This is a genomic window from Streptococcus sp. 2022WUSS135 (assembly GCF_044427045.1).
Lineage (GTDB): Bacteria > Bacillota > Bacilli > Lactobacillales > Streptococcaceae > Streptococcus > Streptococcus hashimotonensis.
The window spans coordinates 25,003-42,940 of sequence record NZ_JAOTGL010000004.1; the positions used below are offsets into that span (position 1 = coordinate 25,003).

Annotated in this window: 17 protein-coding genes; 15 read left to right on the top strand and 2 right to left on the bottom strand. The window is 44.4% G+C overall.

Translation table 11 applies throughout. The features are described from left to right. Positions 1-41 precede the first annotated feature (41 nt). The 6 genes from ODU45_RS02380 to ODU45_RS02405 all read left to right on the top strand — a co-directional run bounded on the left by ODU45_RS02380 (position 42) and on the right by ODU45_RS02405 (position 5,707). Positions 42-818 carry an alpha/beta hydrolase gene (locus ODU45_RS02380; protein WP_398580696.1) on the top strand — a complete coding sequence of 259 codons (777 nt, stop codon included), beginning with the start codon at positions 42-44 and terminating at the stop codon, positions 816-818. Between the two features lie 65 nt (positions 819-883). Further along, the gene (locus tag ODU45_RS02385; RefSeq protein WP_105140373.1) at positions 884-1,579 is read left to right on the top strand and encodes a M57 family metalloprotease; all 696 of its coding nucleotides are present in this window, start codon (positions 884-886) and stop codon (positions 1,577-1,579) included. Between the two features lie 9 nt (positions 1,580-1,588). Beyond that, positions 1,589-1,954 (top strand): hypothetical protein, encoded by a 366-nt coding sequence (locus ODU45_RS02390; RefSeq protein WP_398580697.1) that lies wholly within the window; start codon positions 1,589-1,591, stop codon positions 1,952-1,954. Between the two features lie 101 nt (positions 1,955-2,055). Then, on the top strand, positions 2,056-3,954 hold the full coding sequence (locus tag ODU45_RS02395) for an ABC-F family ATP-binding cassette domain-containing protein (protein WP_398580698.1): 1,899 nt from the start codon (positions 2,056-2,058) through the stop codon (positions 3,952-3,954). Between the two features lie 447 nt (positions 3,955-4,401). Beyond that, positions 4,402-4,878 carry a DUF3955 domain-containing protein gene (locus tag ODU45_RS02400; protein ID WP_105139773.1) on the top strand — a complete coding sequence of 159 codons (477 nt, stop codon included), beginning with the start codon at positions 4,402-4,404 and terminating at the stop codon, positions 4,876-4,878. Between the two features lies 1 nt (position 4,879). Continuing rightward, complete coding sequence (locus ODU45_RS02405) at positions 4,880-5,707, top strand: putative RNA methyltransferase (RefSeq protein ID WP_105179285.1); 828 nt, start codon at positions 4,880-4,882, stop codon at positions 5,705-5,707. A 38-nt stretch (positions 5,708-5,745) separates the two neighbouring features. Here ODU45_RS02405 and gatD read toward each other — a convergent pair whose 3' ends face one another. Together gatD and murT are read right to left on the bottom strand one after the other, a co-directional pair. Next, positions 5,746-6,531, bottom strand: coding sequence for a lipid II isoglutaminyl synthase subunit GatD (gatD, locus tag ODU45_RS02410; RefSeq protein WP_398580699.1), 786 nt, complete (start codon positions 6,529-6,531; stop codon positions 5,746-5,748). Continuing rightward, positions 6,531-7,874: a lipid II isoglutaminyl synthase subunit MurT gene (gene murT, locus ODU45_RS02415; RefSeq protein ID WP_398580700.1), complete on the bottom strand. Its 1,344-nt coding sequence runs from the start codon at positions 7,872-7,874 to the stop codon at positions 6,531-6,533. Before murT ends, gatD begins: the two co-directional genes overlap by 1 nt. A 181-nt stretch (positions 7,875-8,055) precedes the next feature. Between murT and cdaA the strand changes: the two genes are divergently transcribed. From cdaA to ODU45_RS02460, 9 genes are all read left to right on the top strand, one after another. Next, positions 8,056-8,910, top strand: a complete 855-nt coding sequence (gene cdaA, locus ODU45_RS02420) for a diadenylate cyclase CdaA (RefSeq protein ID WP_136670307.1) — start codon at positions 8,056-8,058, stop codon at positions 8,908-8,910. Then, the gene (locus tag ODU45_RS02425) at positions 8,900-9,604 is read left to right on the top strand and encodes a YbbR-like domain-containing protein (protein ID WP_105139777.1); all 705 of its coding nucleotides are present in this window, start codon (positions 8,900-8,902) and stop codon (positions 9,602-9,604) included. The genes cdaA and ODU45_RS02425 overlap by 11 nt, the downstream gene beginning before the upstream one ends. Positions 9,605-9,616: 12 nt before the next feature. After that, the gene (gene glmM / locus ODU45_RS02430) at positions 9,617-10,969 is read left to right on the top strand and encodes a phosphoglucosamine mutase (RefSeq protein WP_023370847.1); all 1,353 of its coding nucleotides are present in this window, start codon (positions 9,617-9,619) and stop codon (positions 10,967-10,969) included. Positions 10,970-11,021: 52 nt separating this feature from the next. Next, positions 11,022-12,566, top strand: coding sequence for an ABC-F family ATP-binding cassette domain-containing protein (locus ODU45_RS02435; RefSeq protein WP_136671706.1), 1,545 nt, complete (start codon positions 11,022-11,024; stop codon positions 12,564-12,566). A gap of 131 nt (positions 12,567-12,697) precedes the next feature. Next, positions 12,698-13,474 carry a class I SAM-dependent methyltransferase gene (locus ODU45_RS02440; protein ID WP_136671705.1) on the top strand — a complete coding sequence of 259 codons (777 nt, stop codon included), beginning with the start codon at positions 12,698-12,700 and terminating at the stop codon, positions 13,472-13,474. A gap of 192 nt (positions 13,475-13,666) precedes the next feature. Next, positions 13,667-14,842, top strand: coding sequence for a serine/threonine transporter SstT (sstT, locus tag ODU45_RS02445; protein WP_398580701.1), 1,176 nt, complete (start codon positions 13,667-13,669; stop codon positions 14,840-14,842). Positions 14,843-14,942: 100 nt separating this feature from the next. Then, positions 14,943-16,343, top strand: a complete 1,401-nt coding sequence (gene pepV, locus ODU45_RS02450; protein ID WP_398580702.1) for a dipeptidase PepV — start codon at positions 14,943-14,945, stop codon at positions 16,341-16,343. A gap of 519 nt (positions 16,344-16,862) precedes the next feature. Continuing rightward, positions 16,863-17,321: a GNAT family N-acetyltransferase gene (locus tag ODU45_RS02455; RefSeq protein ID WP_398580703.1), complete on the top strand. Its 459-nt coding sequence runs from the start codon at positions 16,863-16,865 to the stop codon at positions 17,319-17,321. Beyond that, positions 17,308-17,886, top strand: coding sequence for a uracil-DNA glycosylase family protein (locus ODU45_RS02460; protein ID WP_398580704.1), 579 nt, complete (start codon positions 17,308-17,310; stop codon positions 17,884-17,886). The genes ODU45_RS02455 and ODU45_RS02460 overlap by 14 nt, the downstream gene beginning before the upstream one ends. The last annotated feature ends 52 nt before the right edge of the window (positions 17,887-17,938 follow it).

The following is a 17,938-nucleotide window of genomic DNA, read 5'->3' on the forward strand; positions in this document are numbered from 1 at the left end:
AGCCGAGGAAATTCAGGCTCTTTACCATAAGGAGAAGATTTATGGCAATAATGAAAATTGAATACCACTCAGAAGCTCTAGATATGTCTAGACAGGTTACGGTTTTATATCCAGATCGCAATCGTGTGGAAAATCCTGATGACAACGACATTCCTGTCCTATATCTTTTGCACGGTATGGGAGGAAATCAGGATTCCTGGCTGAATCGTTCTACAGTGGAACGGTTGGTTCGTTATACCAATCTTATCGTGGTTATGGTCAATACAGATAAAGGCTGGTATACCAATACCACCTATGGCATGAATTATTATGATGCTATTGCAGTAGAGTTGCCTCAAATTCTCAAACGATTTTTCCCAAATATGTCTGACAAGCGGGAGAAGAATTTTATCGCTGGTTTGTCTATGGGTGGTTATGGGACCTTCAAGATTGCCATGATGACCAATCGTTTTTCACACGCAGCTTCGCTTTCAGGCGCATTGTATTTTGATTTTGATAATCCAGCGGCAGCAGAATTGGGAAGTCCTTCGTATTGGCAAGGAGTATTTGGTGACATTTCTGATAAACAGAATCCAAATAATTTGTTAGAAATTGCTAAACAATCCGATAAAAAGACCAAATTTTATGCCTGGTGTGGTGAGGAAGATTTTCTTTTTGAAGGGCATCAAAAGGCAGTTGGGGAGTTAAAAGAGCTGGGATTTGATATAGAGGCAGGTTTCGGACCTGGTAAACATGAGTGGTACTACTGGAATCAGCAGATTGAGAAAGTATTGGCTTGGTTGCCAATTGATTTCAAATTGGAAGAAAGATTGTCCTAGTTTTTAAGAAAAGTTTCAGAAATTATGGCTATACTAAAACCTATTTCTAGAAAGAGGTATAGTCTATGAAACTTATTGGAAATATTCTACGGTGGATTTGGCGGACATTTTGGGGTCTGATTTGGTTATCAATGGTGTTATTGGCTTGTGGTCTAGGTCTATTATTCTATTTTCAACAGGAAGCAGCGCCTCAGATGTTACAAACTCTAGCTCAAGAAGTGCAATTGATGGTCAAAGGGCAGTCTGAAGTGACAATTGAAGAAGGTGTTAATACCATTAAACACCTGACTACTGATACGGTTAATACAGCCGATCATGGTCGATGGGAAAGCAATACTGCGACTGTTTACCTTGAAACCCAGAATCCAACATTTGTAGCTGCCTATGAAACAGCCATTGCAAATTGGAATGCGACAGGGGCCTTCACTTTTGTGATGACAAGTGATCCAAATCAGGCTGATATTATTGCGACTGAGATGAATGATGGAAATACCCAGGCAGCAGGTGAGGCCAATTCAACGACTAATTTATTGACAAATTATTATAGCTCTGTAACGGTGCGTCTGAATAGTTTTTATTTATTAAACGACCAATATGGCTATGATATGGATAGAATTATCCATACAGCTGAGCATGAATTGGGTCATGCTATTGGTCTAGATCATGAAGATAGTCAGACCTCCGTTATGGAATCGGCAGGTTCTAATCATGGTATTCAGCAGGCAGATATTGATGCGGTCCTTGCCTTGTATTCAGAATAGAGGAGAAATATGTTACGAACAATTGTGAACACAGCAAAACGTTACCCAGAGCAAGCTCTGCTCTTTCTCTATAATGCTGGGATTTTTGCATGGATGCAGTCTACCAGTCATTCGATTATGGAACAAATTGGTATAGATAGTACTTGGTTTGATAAAATCCCCGAACCAATTAAGGCCTGGACAGGTGCCAGTCTAGAGAGCATGCAGACCTTGCTCAATTCTTCTGCTTGGGGCTGGCTGATTGTGTCGATGATTTTGATGATGGTCATCCGCTTTGTCAAGGGTTTGATCAAGTTTGTCATCATGCTGATTATTATCGGTGGTGGCCTTTATCTGCTCTGGCAGAATAAGGAATTGCTAAACGGTTTGGTCTAAATATTTGTTGAGAAGGACAGTGACTGGAAAGTCGCTGTTTTTTTGTTGAAATCAGAAAATGGAATCCGTCTGTTCAAGCTAAAATATGGTACAATAATTCTATGATTATTCTAAGTGGAAACAAGATTGAACGCTCTTTTGCGGGCGAAGTTTTATTTAACAATATCAACATTCAAGTGGACGAGCGGGATCGGATTGCCCTTGTCGGAAAAAATGGGGCAGGCAAGTCCACCCTACTCAAAATCCTTGTCGGAGAAGAGGCGGCGACCAGCGGCGAGATTTCTACCAAGCGTGATTTGTCCCTTTCTTATCTGGCACAGGATAGCCGATTCCAGTCGGAAAATACCATCTACGATGAAATGCTCCATGTCTTTGACGACCTGCGGATGACGGAGAAACGCCTGAGGTCTATGGAAGAGCAAATGGGCAGTCTGTCTGGTAATGAACTCGACCAGCTCATGAAGACCTACGATAGTCTGTCGGAAGAATTTCGTCTGGCAGGTGGTTTTAACTATGAGGCAGACATCCGTGCTATTTTGAACGGCTTTAAGTTTGACCAGACCATGTGGGACATGAAAATCTCCGAACTCTCTGGCGGTCAGAATACTCGTCTTGCACTGGCAAAAATGCTTCTTGAAAGCCCAGAGTTATTGGTGCTGGATGAGCCGACCAACCACCTGGACATTGATACGATTGCCTGGCTGGAAAACTACCTAGTGCATTACAAGGGAGCCTTGATTATTGTCAGCCATGACCGCTATTTCTTGGACAAGGTGGCGACACTGACACTGGATTTGACCAAGCATTCCTTGGATCGTTATGTGGGGAATTATTCTCAGTTTGTCGAACTCAAAGAGCAGAAGTTGCAAACGGAATTGCAAAACTATGAAAAGCAGCAGAAGGAAATTGCCAAACTAGAAGACTTTGTCCAGAAAAATATTGTCCGTGCTTCGACCACCAAGCGTGCTCAGGCTAGACGCAAGCAATTGGAAAAGATGGAGCGACTGGACAAGCCAACAACTGGGCAGAAGTCTGCCAACATGACTTTTCAGTCGGACAAGACTTCTGGCAATATCGTCTTGACAGTGGAAAATGCTGCGGTGGGCTATGATGGAGAAATACTTTCTCAGCCTATTTCCATTGACCAACGAAAGCTGGATGTCATTGCCATTGTCGGTCCGAACGGAATCGGAAAAACAACCCTGCTCAAATCCATCATCGGAGCTCTGCCATTTATCAAAGGGGAAGCTAAGCTAGGTGCCAATGTGGAAGTGGGCTACTACGACCAGAACCAGTCGGCCCTGACGCCTTCCAACACGGTCTTGGAGGAGCTCTGGTCAGCTTTTCCGACCACGCCTGAAGTGGAGATCCGCAACCGCCTTGGAGCCTTCCTCTTCTCAGGAGACGATGTCAAAAAGTCCGTGTCCATGCTGTCTGGTGGGGAAAAAGCCCGCCTGCTCCTCGCTAAGCTGTCCATGGAAAACAACAACTTCCTCATCCTCGACGAGCCGACCAACCATCTGGACATCGACAGCAAGGAGGTCCTGGAAAATGCCCTGATCGACTTTGACGGCACCCTGCTCTTTGTCAGCCACGACCGCTATTTCATCAACCGCGTTGCCACTAAGGTGCTGGAAATCTCGGAAACTGGCTCCACGCTCTACTTGGGCGACTATGATTATTATTTGGAGAAAAAGGCAGAGCAGCAAGCAGAAACCCAGCCTGATCAGCTAGAAAGTACCAGCCAATCAGCCGGAGCCATGGACTACCAAGCCCAAAAGGAAAACCAAAAAGAGCAACGCAAACTGGCTCGCCGCATCGAGCAAATCGAGGCAGAAATTGACAACATCGAAAACCGCCTAAGCGAGCTCAACCAAGCCATGCTAGAAACCAACGATATCGGACAGCTGACCGATTACCAGAAAGAAATCGACCAACTGACAGCCCAACAAGAAAGCCTCATGGAAGAATGGGAAGCATTATCAGAGCAGATGGGCTAGGTTGACAGCAAGTTGACACTAGCCTAAAACCTTGATAGAACAGACTTGCAAGCAGGTCTTGCGATGAAAAAACTCTGCCACAAAATTCTCTTGCGGTCAAAAATGTTATTTGCAAGCCAGCCTTTCTTGGCAAATGATTAGCGTCAGACTAAGATAAGTATAGAGATTAGCATCACTTCTCGAAGTTGGTGTCAACATCTCGGCGCAGTGGTTGATTGGCAGATTTGTTCGTGTTGCACACTTCAAATCTGACCTAACGAATGTTGCGAACTTTGTTCGCTTTATTCCCAACCTTAAACTGTCCCCCAGACAGTTTAAGCTGTGCGGGGACGGGAGTAAAACGGGCTGGGGATAGACCGTTTTAGCTCAACAACTAGAAATAAAGACTTGTTGACGAACTCTTTCTCATTTTTTGAGTTCTGTCCCGCTCCCGGAAAGGAGAAAGAAATGAACTTTGGACAACAAATCAAAGACTTACGGAAGAAGGAAGGTTTGACCCAGGAGCAGTTTGCTCTCAAGCTCAATGTGACACGGCAGGCTGTTTCCAACTGGGAAAATGACAAAAACCTACCCGACTTGGAACTCTTGATTCTCATGTCCTCTGTCTTTTCAATCTCCCTAGATCAACTTATCTTAGGAGGAACTGACATGAACAACATGACAGAAAAACTAGTCAAGGACGGTCGCGAAGGTCGCCGTACCCAGATGCACCTGACCATTACCATTATCGGAAGCTTTCTCATGGTCTTAGGCTTTGTTTGCTTTATCATCAAGGCCAATTCCGTCGAATATGTCGATGCCAAGGGTATCCTGCATGAAAATTTCTACCTGCTCCCAGTTGGATATTTGCTAGTTTTTACAGGAGCCATTGCCACGCTCCTATCCGGACTAGCCCTCCACCGCTTTAGAAAAGAAAACAAGTAACATGACCAAACACCCACGTTTCCTTAATAGCGACCAATTTTTCACCTGTCCACATTGTGGGCAGGCTCTTGGTCTTGACCTAAACAGCCTCCGTTGCCCCAACCGCCACACCTTCGACATCGCCAAGCAGGGCTATGTCAATCTGGCGCCCCAGGTCAAGCAGTCCGCCAACTACCACAAGTCTAGCTTTGAAAACCGCCAGGCCTTTTTGGAGGCGGGCTATTACGATCATCTCTATGAGGCTTTGGAGGGGAAAATAGCAGAGCTGGGCTTGCAGTCTGTCTTGGACATCGGCTGTGGGGAGGGCTTTTATTCCCGTAAGTTAGCCGAGAAAATGGACTTGGACATTCTTGCTTTTGACATTTCCAAGGATTCCATACTCCTAGCAGCTAGATCTGACAGCAGCAAGTCGGTCAAATGGTTTGTTGGTGACTTGACAAAGTTGCCCATTCAAGACAAGACAATTGACGGCATCTTGGACATCTTTTCCCCAGCCAATTATCAGGAATTTGCCAGAGTGCTGAAAACTGGTGGGGCTATTCTCAAGCTGGTCCCAGGTCCCAATCACCTCAAGGAGCTCCGCCATTTAGCCAAAGACCAACTCCGCAAGGAGTCCTATGATAACCAGGATATCGTGGACCATTTCAGGTCTTACGTGGGGCAGGTGGAGCAGGTGATGGTCAGTCGGACTCTGCCGATTACAGCCGCCCATGCTCAAGTCCTGGCAGACATGACACCCCTCTTTTTCCAAGTGGACCAGTCCAAGTTGGATTTGAGCCAGTTGACGGAGATTACGGTTGAGGGAGTGCTTTTGGTAGGAACGATATAAAAAATGAAACCGCCTCTGGATTCAGAAGCGGTTTTGCTTTATTTCTCAAACTCTGCCTTGCTTTTCACATCGCCGTATTCTTCAGCGACTTCTTTGCTGAGGATATCAGCGTAGCTGGCAAGTTGGATGTCTTGTCCGTATTTTTTACGGAGGGCAGTTGTGACCAAGCGGTAGGCTAGGTTGGCATTGCGGGACAGGATTGGTCCGTGGAAGTAGCTGCCGAAGGTGTTTTTGTAGTGCAGGCCTTCGCCGCTGTCTTCCTTATTGTTGCCATTGCCATAGACAACCTTGCCCAGCGGTTTTTGGTTGTCAGCTAGGAAGGTACGGCCTTGGTGGTTTTCAAAACCATAGTAGGTTTCGTTGAATTCATCATTGTGAATTTTGATGTCACCGATGTAGCGGTTGTTGGTCTGGTTGAGGGTGTAGTGGCCCATGATACCTAGACCGTCAATCTTGCGGCCGCCAGCTTCGATGTAGTATTGTCCGAGCAATTGGAAGCCACCACAGATAGCCAGCATGACACCGTCGTTTTCGATGAAGTCTGCCAGGCTGTCTTTTTTAGTTGGTAAATCTTTTGCAAGAATAGATTGTTCATAGTCCTGACCACCACCGAAAAAGGCGATATCGTAGAAATCCTTGTCAAATTCATCTGTTAGGGAAACGATGTCCACCTGGACACGAGCCCCCAGCTTTTCAGCCACATACTTGAGCATGAGGATATTGCCATTGTCGCCGTAGGTATTCATCAAATCACCGTAGAGGTGGGCGATGTGGAGATTGTAAGTGTAGTCTTTTTCAGGACTTTTTAATGACGTATAGACCATTATTTCATCTCCTTTCCAACGGCTTGGCGTTGAGCCAGCAAGTCACGGAATTCCAGCATAGCTGTATAGGTCGCGAGGATATAGGCCTGCTGACTGCTAGACTGCTCGATCAAGGTCATGATGTCTTCCAGTTTTGGCGTTTCAGTAATCTGGTCCTCTGGATAGCCAGTCACACGGAGGCGACGGGCAATTTCAGACGAACGAACACCGCCTGCAAAGACTTGTGGAATGTCCATTTGAGTGATTTGTTCAAAGTCGGCGTCCCAAATCCAGCTAGTATCAATTCCATCAGCGTAGTTGGCATTGAGAAGGACGGACAGGCTAAAATCGTAAGGAGCCAGTTTCATCATTTCAATGGCCTGGGTTGCACCGACAGGGTTTTTAATCAAGACCAGAGTACAATCCTTATCGTCCAATTTAAAGGTTTCTTGGCGACCAAAGACAGCCTTAGACTTGTCAAAACCTGCCTTGATTTTCTCAGGAGCTACGCCGAAAAATTCTGCTACGCTGACAGCTGCTAGGGCATTGTAGATATTGTAAAGCCCACCGATGTTGATTTTGTAATCCTGACCGTCAATAGCAAAGGTAGAAGAAGTATTGGTGATTTCCTTCAACTCTGTCAACTTGTAGTCCAACTCAGGTCGGCTAAAGCCACAGTTGTTACAGATATAGCTACCCAAGTTAGCGTAGGTATTGAGCTTGTACTGGATAATCTGGTGGCAATGCGGGCAGAGAACGCCTTCGGTATTGTAATGGGCCAGACGTGGCTCATGCTCGTCCGTCGCAAAACCGTAGTATTTTACTGGATTGATAACGGTGGTCGAGTTGAAAAGCGGGCTATCACCGTTGGCGAGAATGGTTGCCTGAGGTGCCTTGGTAGCCCCGTCCAAAATCATCTGGTAGGTGGTATAAATCTCACCATAGCGGTCCATTTGGTCACGGAAGATATTGGTGAAGACAATCAGGCTAGGCTTGATAAAGTCGGTCACACGGGCCAGGCTGGCCTCATCAATCTCCAAGACGGCAATTTTCTTGCCATTTTTATTTTTCTTGGCAGACAGGAAAGTAGCCGTAATCCCTGTAATCATATTAGCGCCGCTGGTATTGGTTGTAATTTCTCCAAAGGCTTCTTGGAGGATACCGACTGTCAGGGCGGTGGTCAGGGTCTTCCCGTTAGTACCTGTCACAACAACGACTTCATAATCCTTAGCCAAACTATCTAAAATATGTTTATCGAATTTGAGGGCAATTTTTCCAGGCAGGGTAGTACCACGTCCTAGTTTTTTCAAAATGAACTGGGAACTTTTTCCTGCTAGAATACCCAAAGCTGTATTTATTTTCATGGGACTATTTTATCATAAAGGTCACTGATTTTCTAGAATGGAGTGTGTTGGAATGTGATATATTCCTGCAGTAAATCTGTAATATTTTTAACAGGAAGGTCACTATTTTCTAAAGAAAAGGGGAAAAAATATGGTATAATGAGTACATTACTATGTATGAGTTAGAAAGTATGAGAATGATATGTTAAACCTAAACCAGTTACTGGATACAGGGTATTGGTCGAGTTTGATAGCCAGTCCTTGGACCGCACTGTTGCACCTAATTGATATTAGTATAGTTGTTTATTTAATTTATAATTTTAGTAAGGCTATTGCAGGTACTAAAATTATGACATTGATTCGAGGGGTTTTTCTCTTCATTATTGTCCAGATTATAGCTAGTTTATTCGGTCTGCAGACGATTGCTTGGCTGATTAATCAAGTAATCACGTATGGAGTTATTGCAGCAGTAGTTATTTTTGCACCAGAGTTGCGTGCCATGCTTGAAAAACTCGGCAGGACAACTCAGATTTTTGGGGCAAATACTGTGAGTGCAGAAGAAAAGCTGATTGTTGCTTTTCTCAAATCTGTTGCTTATATGTCTCCGCGTAAAATTGGTGCACTTGTGGCAATAGAACAAGCCCAAACATTACAAGAATATAGAGCAACGGGGATTCCTCTTAATGCGGATATATCTCAGGAATTATTAATAAATATTTTCATCCCGAATACACCGTTACACGATGGGGCCGTAATTGTCAAGGAAGACAAAGTAGCGGTTGCTTGTGCTTATTTGCCCCTGTCAGAGAGCGCAGGAATTTCAAAGGAATTTGGAACACGACACCGTGCAGCCATTGGCTTATCGGAGGTATCTGATGCGTTTGTGTTTATTGTTTCTGAAGAAACTGGCAGTATCTCTATTGCACGAAACGGGATATTCAAACATGACTTGACTTTGGATGAGTTTGAAGCAGAGTTGCGAGCGACTTTTATTTCTGAAAATGTAGAGAAAAAGTCCATCTGGAAGCGATTAGGAGGTGGCAAACATGAACGATAAGTTTAAAGCTGTAGGTCACTTAGCCCTATCTATTTTCCTAGCATTGTTGCTCTTTTTCTATGCAACAACCACCAACTATAAAAATTCAGAATCAGCTGCACAGAATACGGAGTCAGAAACCTATGTTCACACACTTAACAATGTACCGATTGAGATTGAATATGATACAAATAAGTATTTTATTTCCGGATTTTCTTCGACGGTGGCAGTTGAATTAAGGGGCTCTAATCGTGTTCTCCTACAGAGAGAATCAGATGAGTCAACTCGGACTTTTCAAGTGACTGCGGATTTGAGAGAGTTGAGTGATGGGACACAAACTGTCAAGCTACAATTGACAAATTTGCCGGCAGGAGTGAGTGCGACACTGGCACCCGATGCGATTACCGTCAAGATTGGTAAAAAAGTTAGCAAGGCATTCCCAGTAGCAGGTCGAGTCTATAGTAATCAATTGGCAGAAGGTTACAGTCTGTCTAAGGTTTCAGTCAACCTAGACACCGTTAAAGTGACAACGGATGAAGAAACAATGGCTAAGATTGATCGAGTCGAAGCTGTTGCGATGGATGTGAGCAATCTATCTGAGAATTATAGTGGCACAGCTAAATTACAGGCTGTAGACAGCGATGGCAATGTCTTGCCAGTTGTACTGTCTCAGACGGAAGCAAATATGCAAATTATACTTACAAAAACAAAATAAGAGGTTATGAAAATGGGTAAATATTTTGGGACAGATGGTGTCCGTGGAGAAGCAAACGTAGAATTAACGCCAGAATTAGCATTCAAATTGGGTCGTTTTGGTGGTTATGTCCTTAGCCAGCATGAGACGGATGTTCCTCGTGTCTTTGTGGCGCGTGACACACGTATCTCAGGTCAAATGTTAGAGGCTGCCTTGATTGCAGGACTTCTATCAGTAGGGATTCATGTGTATAAATTGGGAGTTTTGGCGACACCGGGTGTTGCTCACCTAGTCAAAACTGAAAAAGCAAGTGCAGGTGTCATGATTTCTGCAAGTCATAACCCAGCGCAAGATAACGGTATCAAATTCTTTGCTGGTGATGGTTTCAAATTGGATGATGCATTGGAAGCGGAAATTGAGGCTCTTCTTGATGCTGAGGAAGACACATTGCCACGCCCATCTGCTCAAGGTTTAGGAGATGTGGTAGAATATCCAGAAGGTCTACGTAAGTACCAGCAATTCTTGGTGTCAACTGGTACAGATTTGGACGGTATGAAAGTTGCACTCGATACAGCCAATGGTGCTGCTGCAACATCTGCACGTCAAATTTTTGTAGATTTGGGAGCAGATTTGACAGTAATGGCTGAAAAGCCAGATGGCTTGAATATCAATGAGGGCGTTGGTTCAACTCATCCTGAAAAATTGCAAGAACTGGTCAAGGAAACAGGTAGTCAAATTGGACTTGCCTTTGATGGTGACAGTGACCGCTTGATTGCTGTCGATGAAAATGGTGATTTGGTAGACGGTGACCGTATCATGTACATCGTTGGTAAATACCTTGCTGATCGAGGTCTATTGGCCAAAAATACAATTGTGACTACAGTTATGTCCAACCTTGGTTTCCATAAGGCTTTGGATCGTGAAGGTATTGAAAAAGCTGTGACCGCAGTTGGTGACCGTTATGTGGTCGAAGAAATGCGCAAGGAAGGCTACAATGTCGGTGGTGAGCAGTCAGGACATGTGATTCTGATGGATTATAACACCACAGGAGACGGCCAGTTGACCGCTGTGCAATTGACCAAAATCATGAAAGAAACTGGTAAGAAGTTGTCAGAATTGGCAGCAGAAGTGACCATTTACCCACAAAAATTGGTCAATATCCGTGTGGAAAACAGCATGAAAGACAAGGCAATGGAAGTGCCTGCTATTGCAGCTATCATTGAAAAAATGGAAGCAGAAATGGCTGGCAACGGTCGTATTTTGGTTCGCCCAAGTGGCACTGAGCCCCTCTTGCGTGTTATGGCAGAAGCGCCAACGGATGCTGAAGTCGATTACTACGTGGACACCATTGCCGATGTGGTCCGTGCGGAAATCGGATTAGATTAAGAAGAATGAAACAGAGACTGGAAGGATTTCCAGCCTCTTTTGTGAGGAAATTATGAGTATTTTAGAAGTAAAGAATTTGAGTCATGGTTTTGGTGACCGTGCGATTTTTGAGAATGTCTCCTTCCGTCTCTTGAAAGGGGAGCACATCGGTCTTGTCGGTGCCAATGGTGAAGGGAAATCGACCTTCATGTCCATCGTGACAGGTCAGTTGCAGCCAGATGAAGGCAAGGTTGAATGGTCACGTTATGTAACAGCAGGTTATTTAGACCAGCATGCTAAACTAGAAAAAGGTCAATCAGTCCGTGATGTCCTGCGGACAGCATTCGATGAACTCTTCAAGACAGAAGCTCGTATCAATGATATTTACATGTCTATGGCAGAAGAGGGAGCCGATATGGATGCCCTCATGGAAGAGGTTGGTGAGCTGCAAGACCGTCTGGAAAGCCGTGATTTCTATACGCTTGATGCCAAGATTGACGAAGTAGCGCGTGCCCTTGGTGTCATGGACTATGGCATGGACAAGGACGTGACGGAGTTATCAGGTGGCCAACGGACTAAAGTTCTTTTGGCAAAATTGCTCTTGGAAAAGCCTGACATCTTGCTACTGGATGAGCCGACTAACTATCTAGATGCCGAACATATCGACTGGCTCAAACGCTACTTGCAGAACTATGAGAATGCCTTTGTCTTGATTTCGCACGACATTCCTTTCTTGAATGATGTGATTAACATTGTCTACCATGTGGAAAATCAGCTTTTGACTCGCTACACAGGTGATTACTACCAATTCCAAGAAGTCCATGCTATGAAGCGGGCTCAGTTGGAGGCAGCCTATGAGCGCCAGCAGAAGGAAATCGCAGATTTGCAGGACTTCGTTAACCGTAACAAGGCCCGAGTTGCAACTCGAAACATGGCCATGTCTCGTCAGAAGAAATTGGACAAGATGGAGATTATTGAGCTTCAAGCAGAGAAACCAAAGCCTTCATTTGATTTCAAAATGGCTCGAACTCCAAGTCGCTTTATCTTCCAAACGACTGATTTGGAAATTGGTTATGACCGTGTATTGACACGTAAACCGCTCAATCTGACCTTTGAACGCAACCAGAAGATTGCCATTGTCGGTGCCAACGGTATCGGTAAATCTACTCTTCTTAAAAGTTTGCTGGGGATTATTCCACCGCTGGGCGGCTCTGTGGAGCGTGGGGATTATTTGGAACTAGGCTATTTCGAGCAAGAAGTAGCTGGCGGCAATCGTCAGACTCCGCTGGAAGCCGTTTGGGATGCCTTTCCAGCCCTTAACCAGGCAGAGGTACGAGCAGCCTTGGCTCGTTGCGGTCTGACTTCCAAGCATATCGAAAGCCAAATTCAAGTTCTTTCAGGTGGTGAGCAGGCCAAAGTTCGTTTCTGTTTGCTTATGAACCGTGAAAACAATGTCTTGGTTCTCGACGAGCCTACCAACCACTTGGATGTGGATGCCAAGGATGAACTCAAACGTGCCCTTCAAGCCTATAAGGGCTCAATTCTCATGGTCTGCCACGAGCCTGATTTCTATGAAGGCTGGGTGGATGATGTATGGGATTTTAATGAATTGACTTAAGGAACAAGCTATCGAAAGGTAGCTTTTTCTTTGTGCTTATACTATAATAGAATGAGCATAGTAAAGGAGGTAAAAATATGAAAAGAATAGAACGAGGTCAGATTTGCTAGGCCTCTCTAGAGGAAATAAGAATGACAGATTATGTAAACTACAATCAAGAACGTTGGAATCGAGTTTCAGCTAGACAGGGAAATGCCTATACGGTTCCGCTCAGTCATGAGGAATTTCTTGTTGCCAAAGACAAGCCCTTATCTGTTTCCCTGACGGTTGGAAAGACGGTGCCGCTTGACTGGTTTGAAAAGGCCCAAGGCAAGAAATTGTTGGGGCTGGCCTGTGGTGGTGGTCAACAGGGACCGATGTTTGCGGCTCACGGTTACCAAACGACCATTATGGACTTCTCCAAGGAACAGTTGGACAAGGATCGCTTGGTTGCTGAGCGAGAAAATCTGGATTTGCAAACGGTCCAGGCGGATATGACACAAGCCTTTCCTTTTGAAGACGAGAGTTTTGACATCATTTTTTGCCCTGTTTCAAATGTTTATATCGAAGACTTAGAAACTATGTGGCGGGAATCCTATCGGGTCTTGAAAAAAGGTGGCTTGCTCATGGTTGGTTACATGAACCCTTGGATTTATATCTTTGATGGGGATGATGTTTGGGAGCATCCAGACAAAACCTTGGTTCCAAAGTACAACCTACCTTTCAATGCACGACAATTAGAAGAAACAGGACAAATTACAATTGACCCAGAATATGGCTATGAATTTAGCCACACCTTAGAAGAGCAGATTGCTGGGCAATTACGAGCTGGTTTTGCCATGATTGATTTTTATGAATCCCAAGATAGTCGCAATCGCTTGACTCAATTTGCCTCAGATTATATAGCGAATTTATCGATAAAGTGGTAGAAACAAGCCACTGAAAGATGTCCTTTTTAACTCAGTAGGTAAAGTTGAAATGATTGTGCAAGATTTTTCAGGCTTCCGCTGTGTAATATCTCATTTTTTATGCTATTGACCAACCTTCATTTTTCTGCTATGATTGAAAAATGTTTGTTTGGAGGTAAATGAGTGAATAAAATAATATCTGTATGGAAAAAAATGAATTTAATCCGAAAAATCGGAATCGGTGTTGTTTTGGGAGTGTTACTAGGCTTAATCGCTCCAAAAATAACGGTCATTGCTCTATTTGGTAGTCTATTTGTAGGAGCATTGAAGGCTATAGCCCCTCTTTTGGTTCTGACACTAGTTGCGCATGCTTTATCACAAGCTCCTGCTGGTCAAAAATCGAATATGAGGACAGTTATCTGCTTGTATCTATTTGGCACTTTTGCTGCGGCCTTCATTGCTGTAGGAGCAAGCTATTTATTCCCTATTAAATTGGTTCTTTCTACTACAACGACTACGGACATTACTCCTCCACAAGGGATTGCTGAAGTATTCCAAGACCTCTTGTTGAAGGTCGTTGACAATCCAATCAATGCACTTGCAACGGCTAATTATATTGGTGTTTTGACATGGGCGGCAGTGTTTGGCTTGGCCTTTCGTCATGCAAGCAAGACAACCAAAGATTTATTGCAATCTGCTGCGGAAGTAACTTCTAAAGTTGTAGGCTGGATTATTGGTCTGGCACCATTTGGTATCATGGGCTTGGTTTTCGATACCATCGCAAATAATGGTCTGACAGCTTTAAAAGACTATGGTTTACTGCTCTTACTCTTGGTTGGAAGCATGTTTTTTGTCGCGCTTGTTGTCAATCCCTTGATTGCTTTTCTTGTAATGAAGAAAAATCCTTACCCGCTGGTGTTTGAATGTCTTCGGGTTAGTGGGGTTACGGCATTTTTTACAAGAAGTTCAGCAGCTAATATTCCTGTCAATATGCAGCTCTGCAAACGTTTAGGAGTGGATCCAGATACATACTCAGTATCCATTCCGCTCGGTGCCACAATTAATATGTCTGGCGCGGCTATTACGATTAATATTTTAACAATGGCAGCTGTTCATACACTTGGCATCAGTGTTGATTTCAGCTCAGCTCTTCTTTTATCCGTTGTTGCATCTCTGTCAGCAGCAGGAGCATCTGGGGTAGCAGGTGGCTCGCTTCTCCTCCTCCCAGTAGCATGTAGTCTTTTTGGCATTCCAAATGAGTTAGCCATGCAAGTAGTTGGAGTCGGATTTGTGGTCGGAGTGATTCAGGACTCTTGTGAAACAGCCCTCAACTCATCAACCGATGTTTTGTTTACAGTTGTAGCAGAACGATCTGCTTGGAAAAAATAGAAAGAAGTTGGGAGACCAACTTTTTTTCTTCGCTTTACTTCTGAAATCTCTTTCATTTTGTGATAAAATAGACTTACTTTGATACTGAAAAGGAGAAATTATGACAGTAAATTTTAGAGCAGAGTTTGACAAACGCAAAGATGAGTTTCTAGCAGACCTCTTTGACCTCCTCCGCATCAATTCTGAGCGTGACGACAGCCAGGCAGATGCCCAACATCCATTTGGACCAGGCCCAGTGCGTGCCTTGGACAAGTTCCTGGAAATCGCTCAGCGTGATGGTTACCCAACCAAGAACGTTGACAACTATGCAGGTCACTTTGAGTTTGGCGAGGGCGAAGAAGTTCTCGGTATCTTCGGTCACTTGGACGTGGTGCCAGCAGGAAGTGGTTGGAACACCGACCCGTACGAGCCGCAAATCATCGACGGCAAGCTCTTTGCCCGCGGATCCTCTGACGACAAAGGACCGACCATGGCTTGCTACTATGGCTTGAAAATCATCAAGGAGTTAGGTCTTCCGACCTCTAAAAAAGTCCGCTTCATCGTTGGTACTGACGAAGAGTCAGGCTGGGCGGACATGGATTACTACTTCGAGCACGTCGGCCTTCCATTGCCAGATTTCGGATTTTCTCCAGACGCCGAGTTCCCGATTATCAATGGCGAAAAGGGCAATATCACAGCTTATCTTCATTTTGCGGGGGAAAATAGCGGAGCTGCTAAACTGCATTCCTTCACAGGCGGTTTGCGTGAGAACATGGTGCCTGAGTCTGCGACAGCTATCATCTCTGGCGACCTAGCAGACCTGGACAGCAAGTTGGCAGAATTCACAGCTACTTACGGCCTAAAAGCTGACGCGGAAACCCTTGAAAACGGTCAAGTTCAAGTCACCGTCATCGGAAAATCAGCCCACGGTTCAACCCCAGAAGAAGGTGTCAATGGAGCAACCTACTTGGCAAAATTCCTCAGCCAATTTGCCTTTGATGGAGCAGCCAAAGTCTATCTTGACTTGGCAGGACAAGTCCTTCTAGAAGACCATGACGCTAAAAAACTTGGCGTAGCCATTTACGATGAACAGATGGGAGCTCTTTCAATGAACGCAGGTGTCTTCAAGTTTGATGAAACTTCATCTGACAACACCATTGCCCTCAACTTCCGTTATCCAAAAAATACCAACCCTGAAGCTATCAAGGCTGGTTTGGAAAAACTTGGCGTAGAAGCTGTCAGCCTGTCTGAGCATGGTCACACTCCACATTATTGCCCAATCGACGACCCAATGGTCGCAACCCTCTTGTCTGTTTATGAAAAACACACAGGCTTGAAAGGTCACGAACAAGTGATCGGTGGCGGAACATTCGGACGCTTGCTCAAACGTGGTGTTGCCTACGGAGCTATGTTCCCAGGCGATGTCAATACCATGCACCAAGCCAACGAATTTATCGAAGTTGAGCAACTCTACCGTGCCGCTGCCATTTACGCAGAAGCTATTTATGAATTGATCAAATAATACGAACCCATATTTACAGTACAGCACTTTTATCTAAGGCTAGTTTTTCAGCTACTCATCGTTCGTTTTTTGGGAGTGAGAAAGAACTCGATTGGTCTCAAAACGAGTTCGTCAACAAATTTTCGTTTCAAGTTGTTGACCTGAAACAGTCTATCCTCAGACTGTTTCACTCCCACCCCCGCACAGCTCCAACAGTCAGAGTAGTGACTGTTGGAGGTTGGAAATGAAGCGAACTTGTTCGCAACAGTCGTAGAGGTCGGATTTGGAGTGTAAAACACGAAGTGCAGAGATTTGCTTCACAAATCCTATCTCCAACCTTTAACAGTCCACTGGACTGTTAAACCCAATCAACCACTGCGCTGAGATGTTGATACAAACTCTGAGAAGTGGCGCTGGGCTTGAGCCCAGCCCCAAAAAACTGCCTTGATTAGCGAAAAACTATCTCTTATATCAAAGTACTTTACTTGTGAATACGGGTTCATATCAAGACGGGTTCACCCGTCTTTTTTAGGAGGGAAAATGGAACTGAAAGAACTCACACTTGCAGATATGGAAATGGTCAAAGAGTTGTTCTTATCTGTATTTAGTCAGGAGCCTTGGAATGATGATTGGTCAGATGAGGAACAATTAGATTGCTACATAGGTGATTTACTAGAGCACCCCAGAGCACTTTGCTTTGGATTGCTTGACCAAGGTAGCCTCATTGCCCTTTCTCTAGGGCACATTCGCTACTGGTATGAGGGGACCGAATACCGTATTGAAGAGCTCTGTATTGCTCGCAACTACCAAGGACGAGGAATTGGTAAGGACTTTCTAAAAAGAATTGAGGAGCAGCTGGTCGAGATAAAGATTGTTCATATTCTCCTGCAAACCGAACGCGCTCTGCCAGTCTTTTTCTTCTATAAAAAATGTGGTTTTCATGCCCTAGAAGCAGATGTAACAATGGTCAAGAAAGTAGGACATCATGGAACTTGCTGATGTTCGTCAGGCGATTATGGAAGATTTATCCAATCAAGCTTTTACGAAAAATGGGATAAAGCCGCTTTTCCAAGCATCTTCTACCGCAAAAATCCTCATTATTGGACAGGCACCGGGATTAAAAACACAAGAAAAAGGTCGCCTCTTTGATGATGCTAGTGGAGAGAATCTGCGGAAATGGTTGGGAGTCGATAGGGAATTCTTCTATGAATCTGGCCATTTTGCCATTCTTCCTATGGATTTCTATTATCCAGGAAAGGGGAAGTCTGGAGATTTGCCGCCTCGCAAGGATTTTGCGCCCAAATGGCACCCACTCATTATGAAGCAACTACCCCAGATTGAGCTGACCTTGTTGATTGGTAAGTATGCCCAGGACTATTATTTAGGAGAATCCCATAGGACTGTGACCGAGAGAGTGGAGAATGCAGCTGATTACCTACCCACCTATTTTCCCCTGCCTCATCCATCGCCAAGGAACAATATCTGGCAAGCTAAACATCCTTGGTTTGTTGAACAGACTCTACCGTTACTGAAAAACAACATAAATATATTGTTGGGAAAATGATAATATGATATAATTGTATATATATACCTAATAAATTTTTCTTATCTTTGTT

What these genes read in the sequence shown, in the direction of transcription:
- ODU45_RS02380 (WP_398580696.1), top strand. Translation starts at nt 42, where the DNA reads ATGGCAATAATGAAAATTGAATACCACTCAGAAGCTCTAGATATGTCT.
- ODU45_RS02385 (WP_105140373.1), top strand. Translation starts at nt 884, where the DNA reads ATGAAACTTATTGGAAATATTCTACGGTGGATTTGGCGGACATTTTGG.
- ODU45_RS02390 (WP_398580697.1), top strand. Translation starts at nt 1,589, where the DNA reads ATGTTACGAACAATTGTGAACACAGCAAAACGTTACCCAGAGCAAGCT.
- ODU45_RS02395 (WP_398580698.1), top strand. Translation starts at nt 2,056, where the DNA reads ATGATTATTCTAAGTGGAAACAAGATTGAACGCTCTTTTGCGGGCGAA.
- ODU45_RS02400 (WP_105139773.1), top strand. Translation starts at nt 4,402, where the DNA reads ATGAACTTTGGACAACAAATCAAAGACTTACGGAAGAAGGAAGGTTTG.
- ODU45_RS02405 (WP_105179285.1), top strand. Translation starts at nt 4,880, where the DNA reads ATGACCAAACACCCACGTTTCCTTAATAGCGACCAATTTTTCACCTGT.
- gatD (WP_398580699.1), bottom strand. Translation starts at nt 6,531, where the DNA reads ATGGTCTATACGTCATTAAAAAGTCCTGAAAAAGACTACACTTACAAT.
- murT (WP_398580700.1), bottom strand. Translation starts at nt 7,874, where the DNA reads ATGAAAATAAATACAGCTTTGGGTATTCTAGCAGGAAAAAGTTCCCAG.
- cdaA (WP_136670307.1), top strand. Translation starts at nt 8,056, where the DNA reads ATGTTAAACCTAAACCAGTTACTGGATACAGGGTATTGGTCGAGTTTG.
- ODU45_RS02425 (WP_105139777.1), top strand. Translation starts at nt 8,900, where the DNA reads ATGAACGATAAGTTTAAAGCTGTAGGTCACTTAGCCCTATCTATTTTC.
- glmM (WP_023370847.1), top strand. Translation starts at nt 9,617, where the DNA reads ATGGGTAAATATTTTGGGACAGATGGTGTCCGTGGAGAAGCAAACGTA.
- ODU45_RS02435 (WP_136671706.1), top strand. Translation starts at nt 11,022, where the DNA reads ATGAGTATTTTAGAAGTAAAGAATTTGAGTCATGGTTTTGGTGACCGT.
- ODU45_RS02440 (WP_136671705.1), top strand. Translation starts at nt 12,698, where the DNA reads ATGACAGATTATGTAAACTACAATCAAGAACGTTGGAATCGAGTTTCA.
- sstT (WP_398580701.1), top strand. Translation starts at nt 13,667, where the DNA reads ATGAATTTAATCCGAAAAATCGGAATCGGTGTTGTTTTGGGAGTGTTA.
- pepV (WP_398580702.1), top strand. Translation starts at nt 14,943, where the DNA reads ATGACAGTAAATTTTAGAGCAGAGTTTGACAAACGCAAAGATGAGTTT.
- ODU45_RS02455 (WP_398580703.1), top strand. Translation starts at nt 16,863, where the DNA reads ATGGAACTGAAAGAACTCACACTTGCAGATATGGAAATGGTCAAAGAG.
- ODU45_RS02460 (WP_398580704.1), top strand. Translation starts at nt 17,308, where the DNA reads ATGGAACTTGCTGATGTTCGTCAGGCGATTATGGAAGATTTATCCAAT.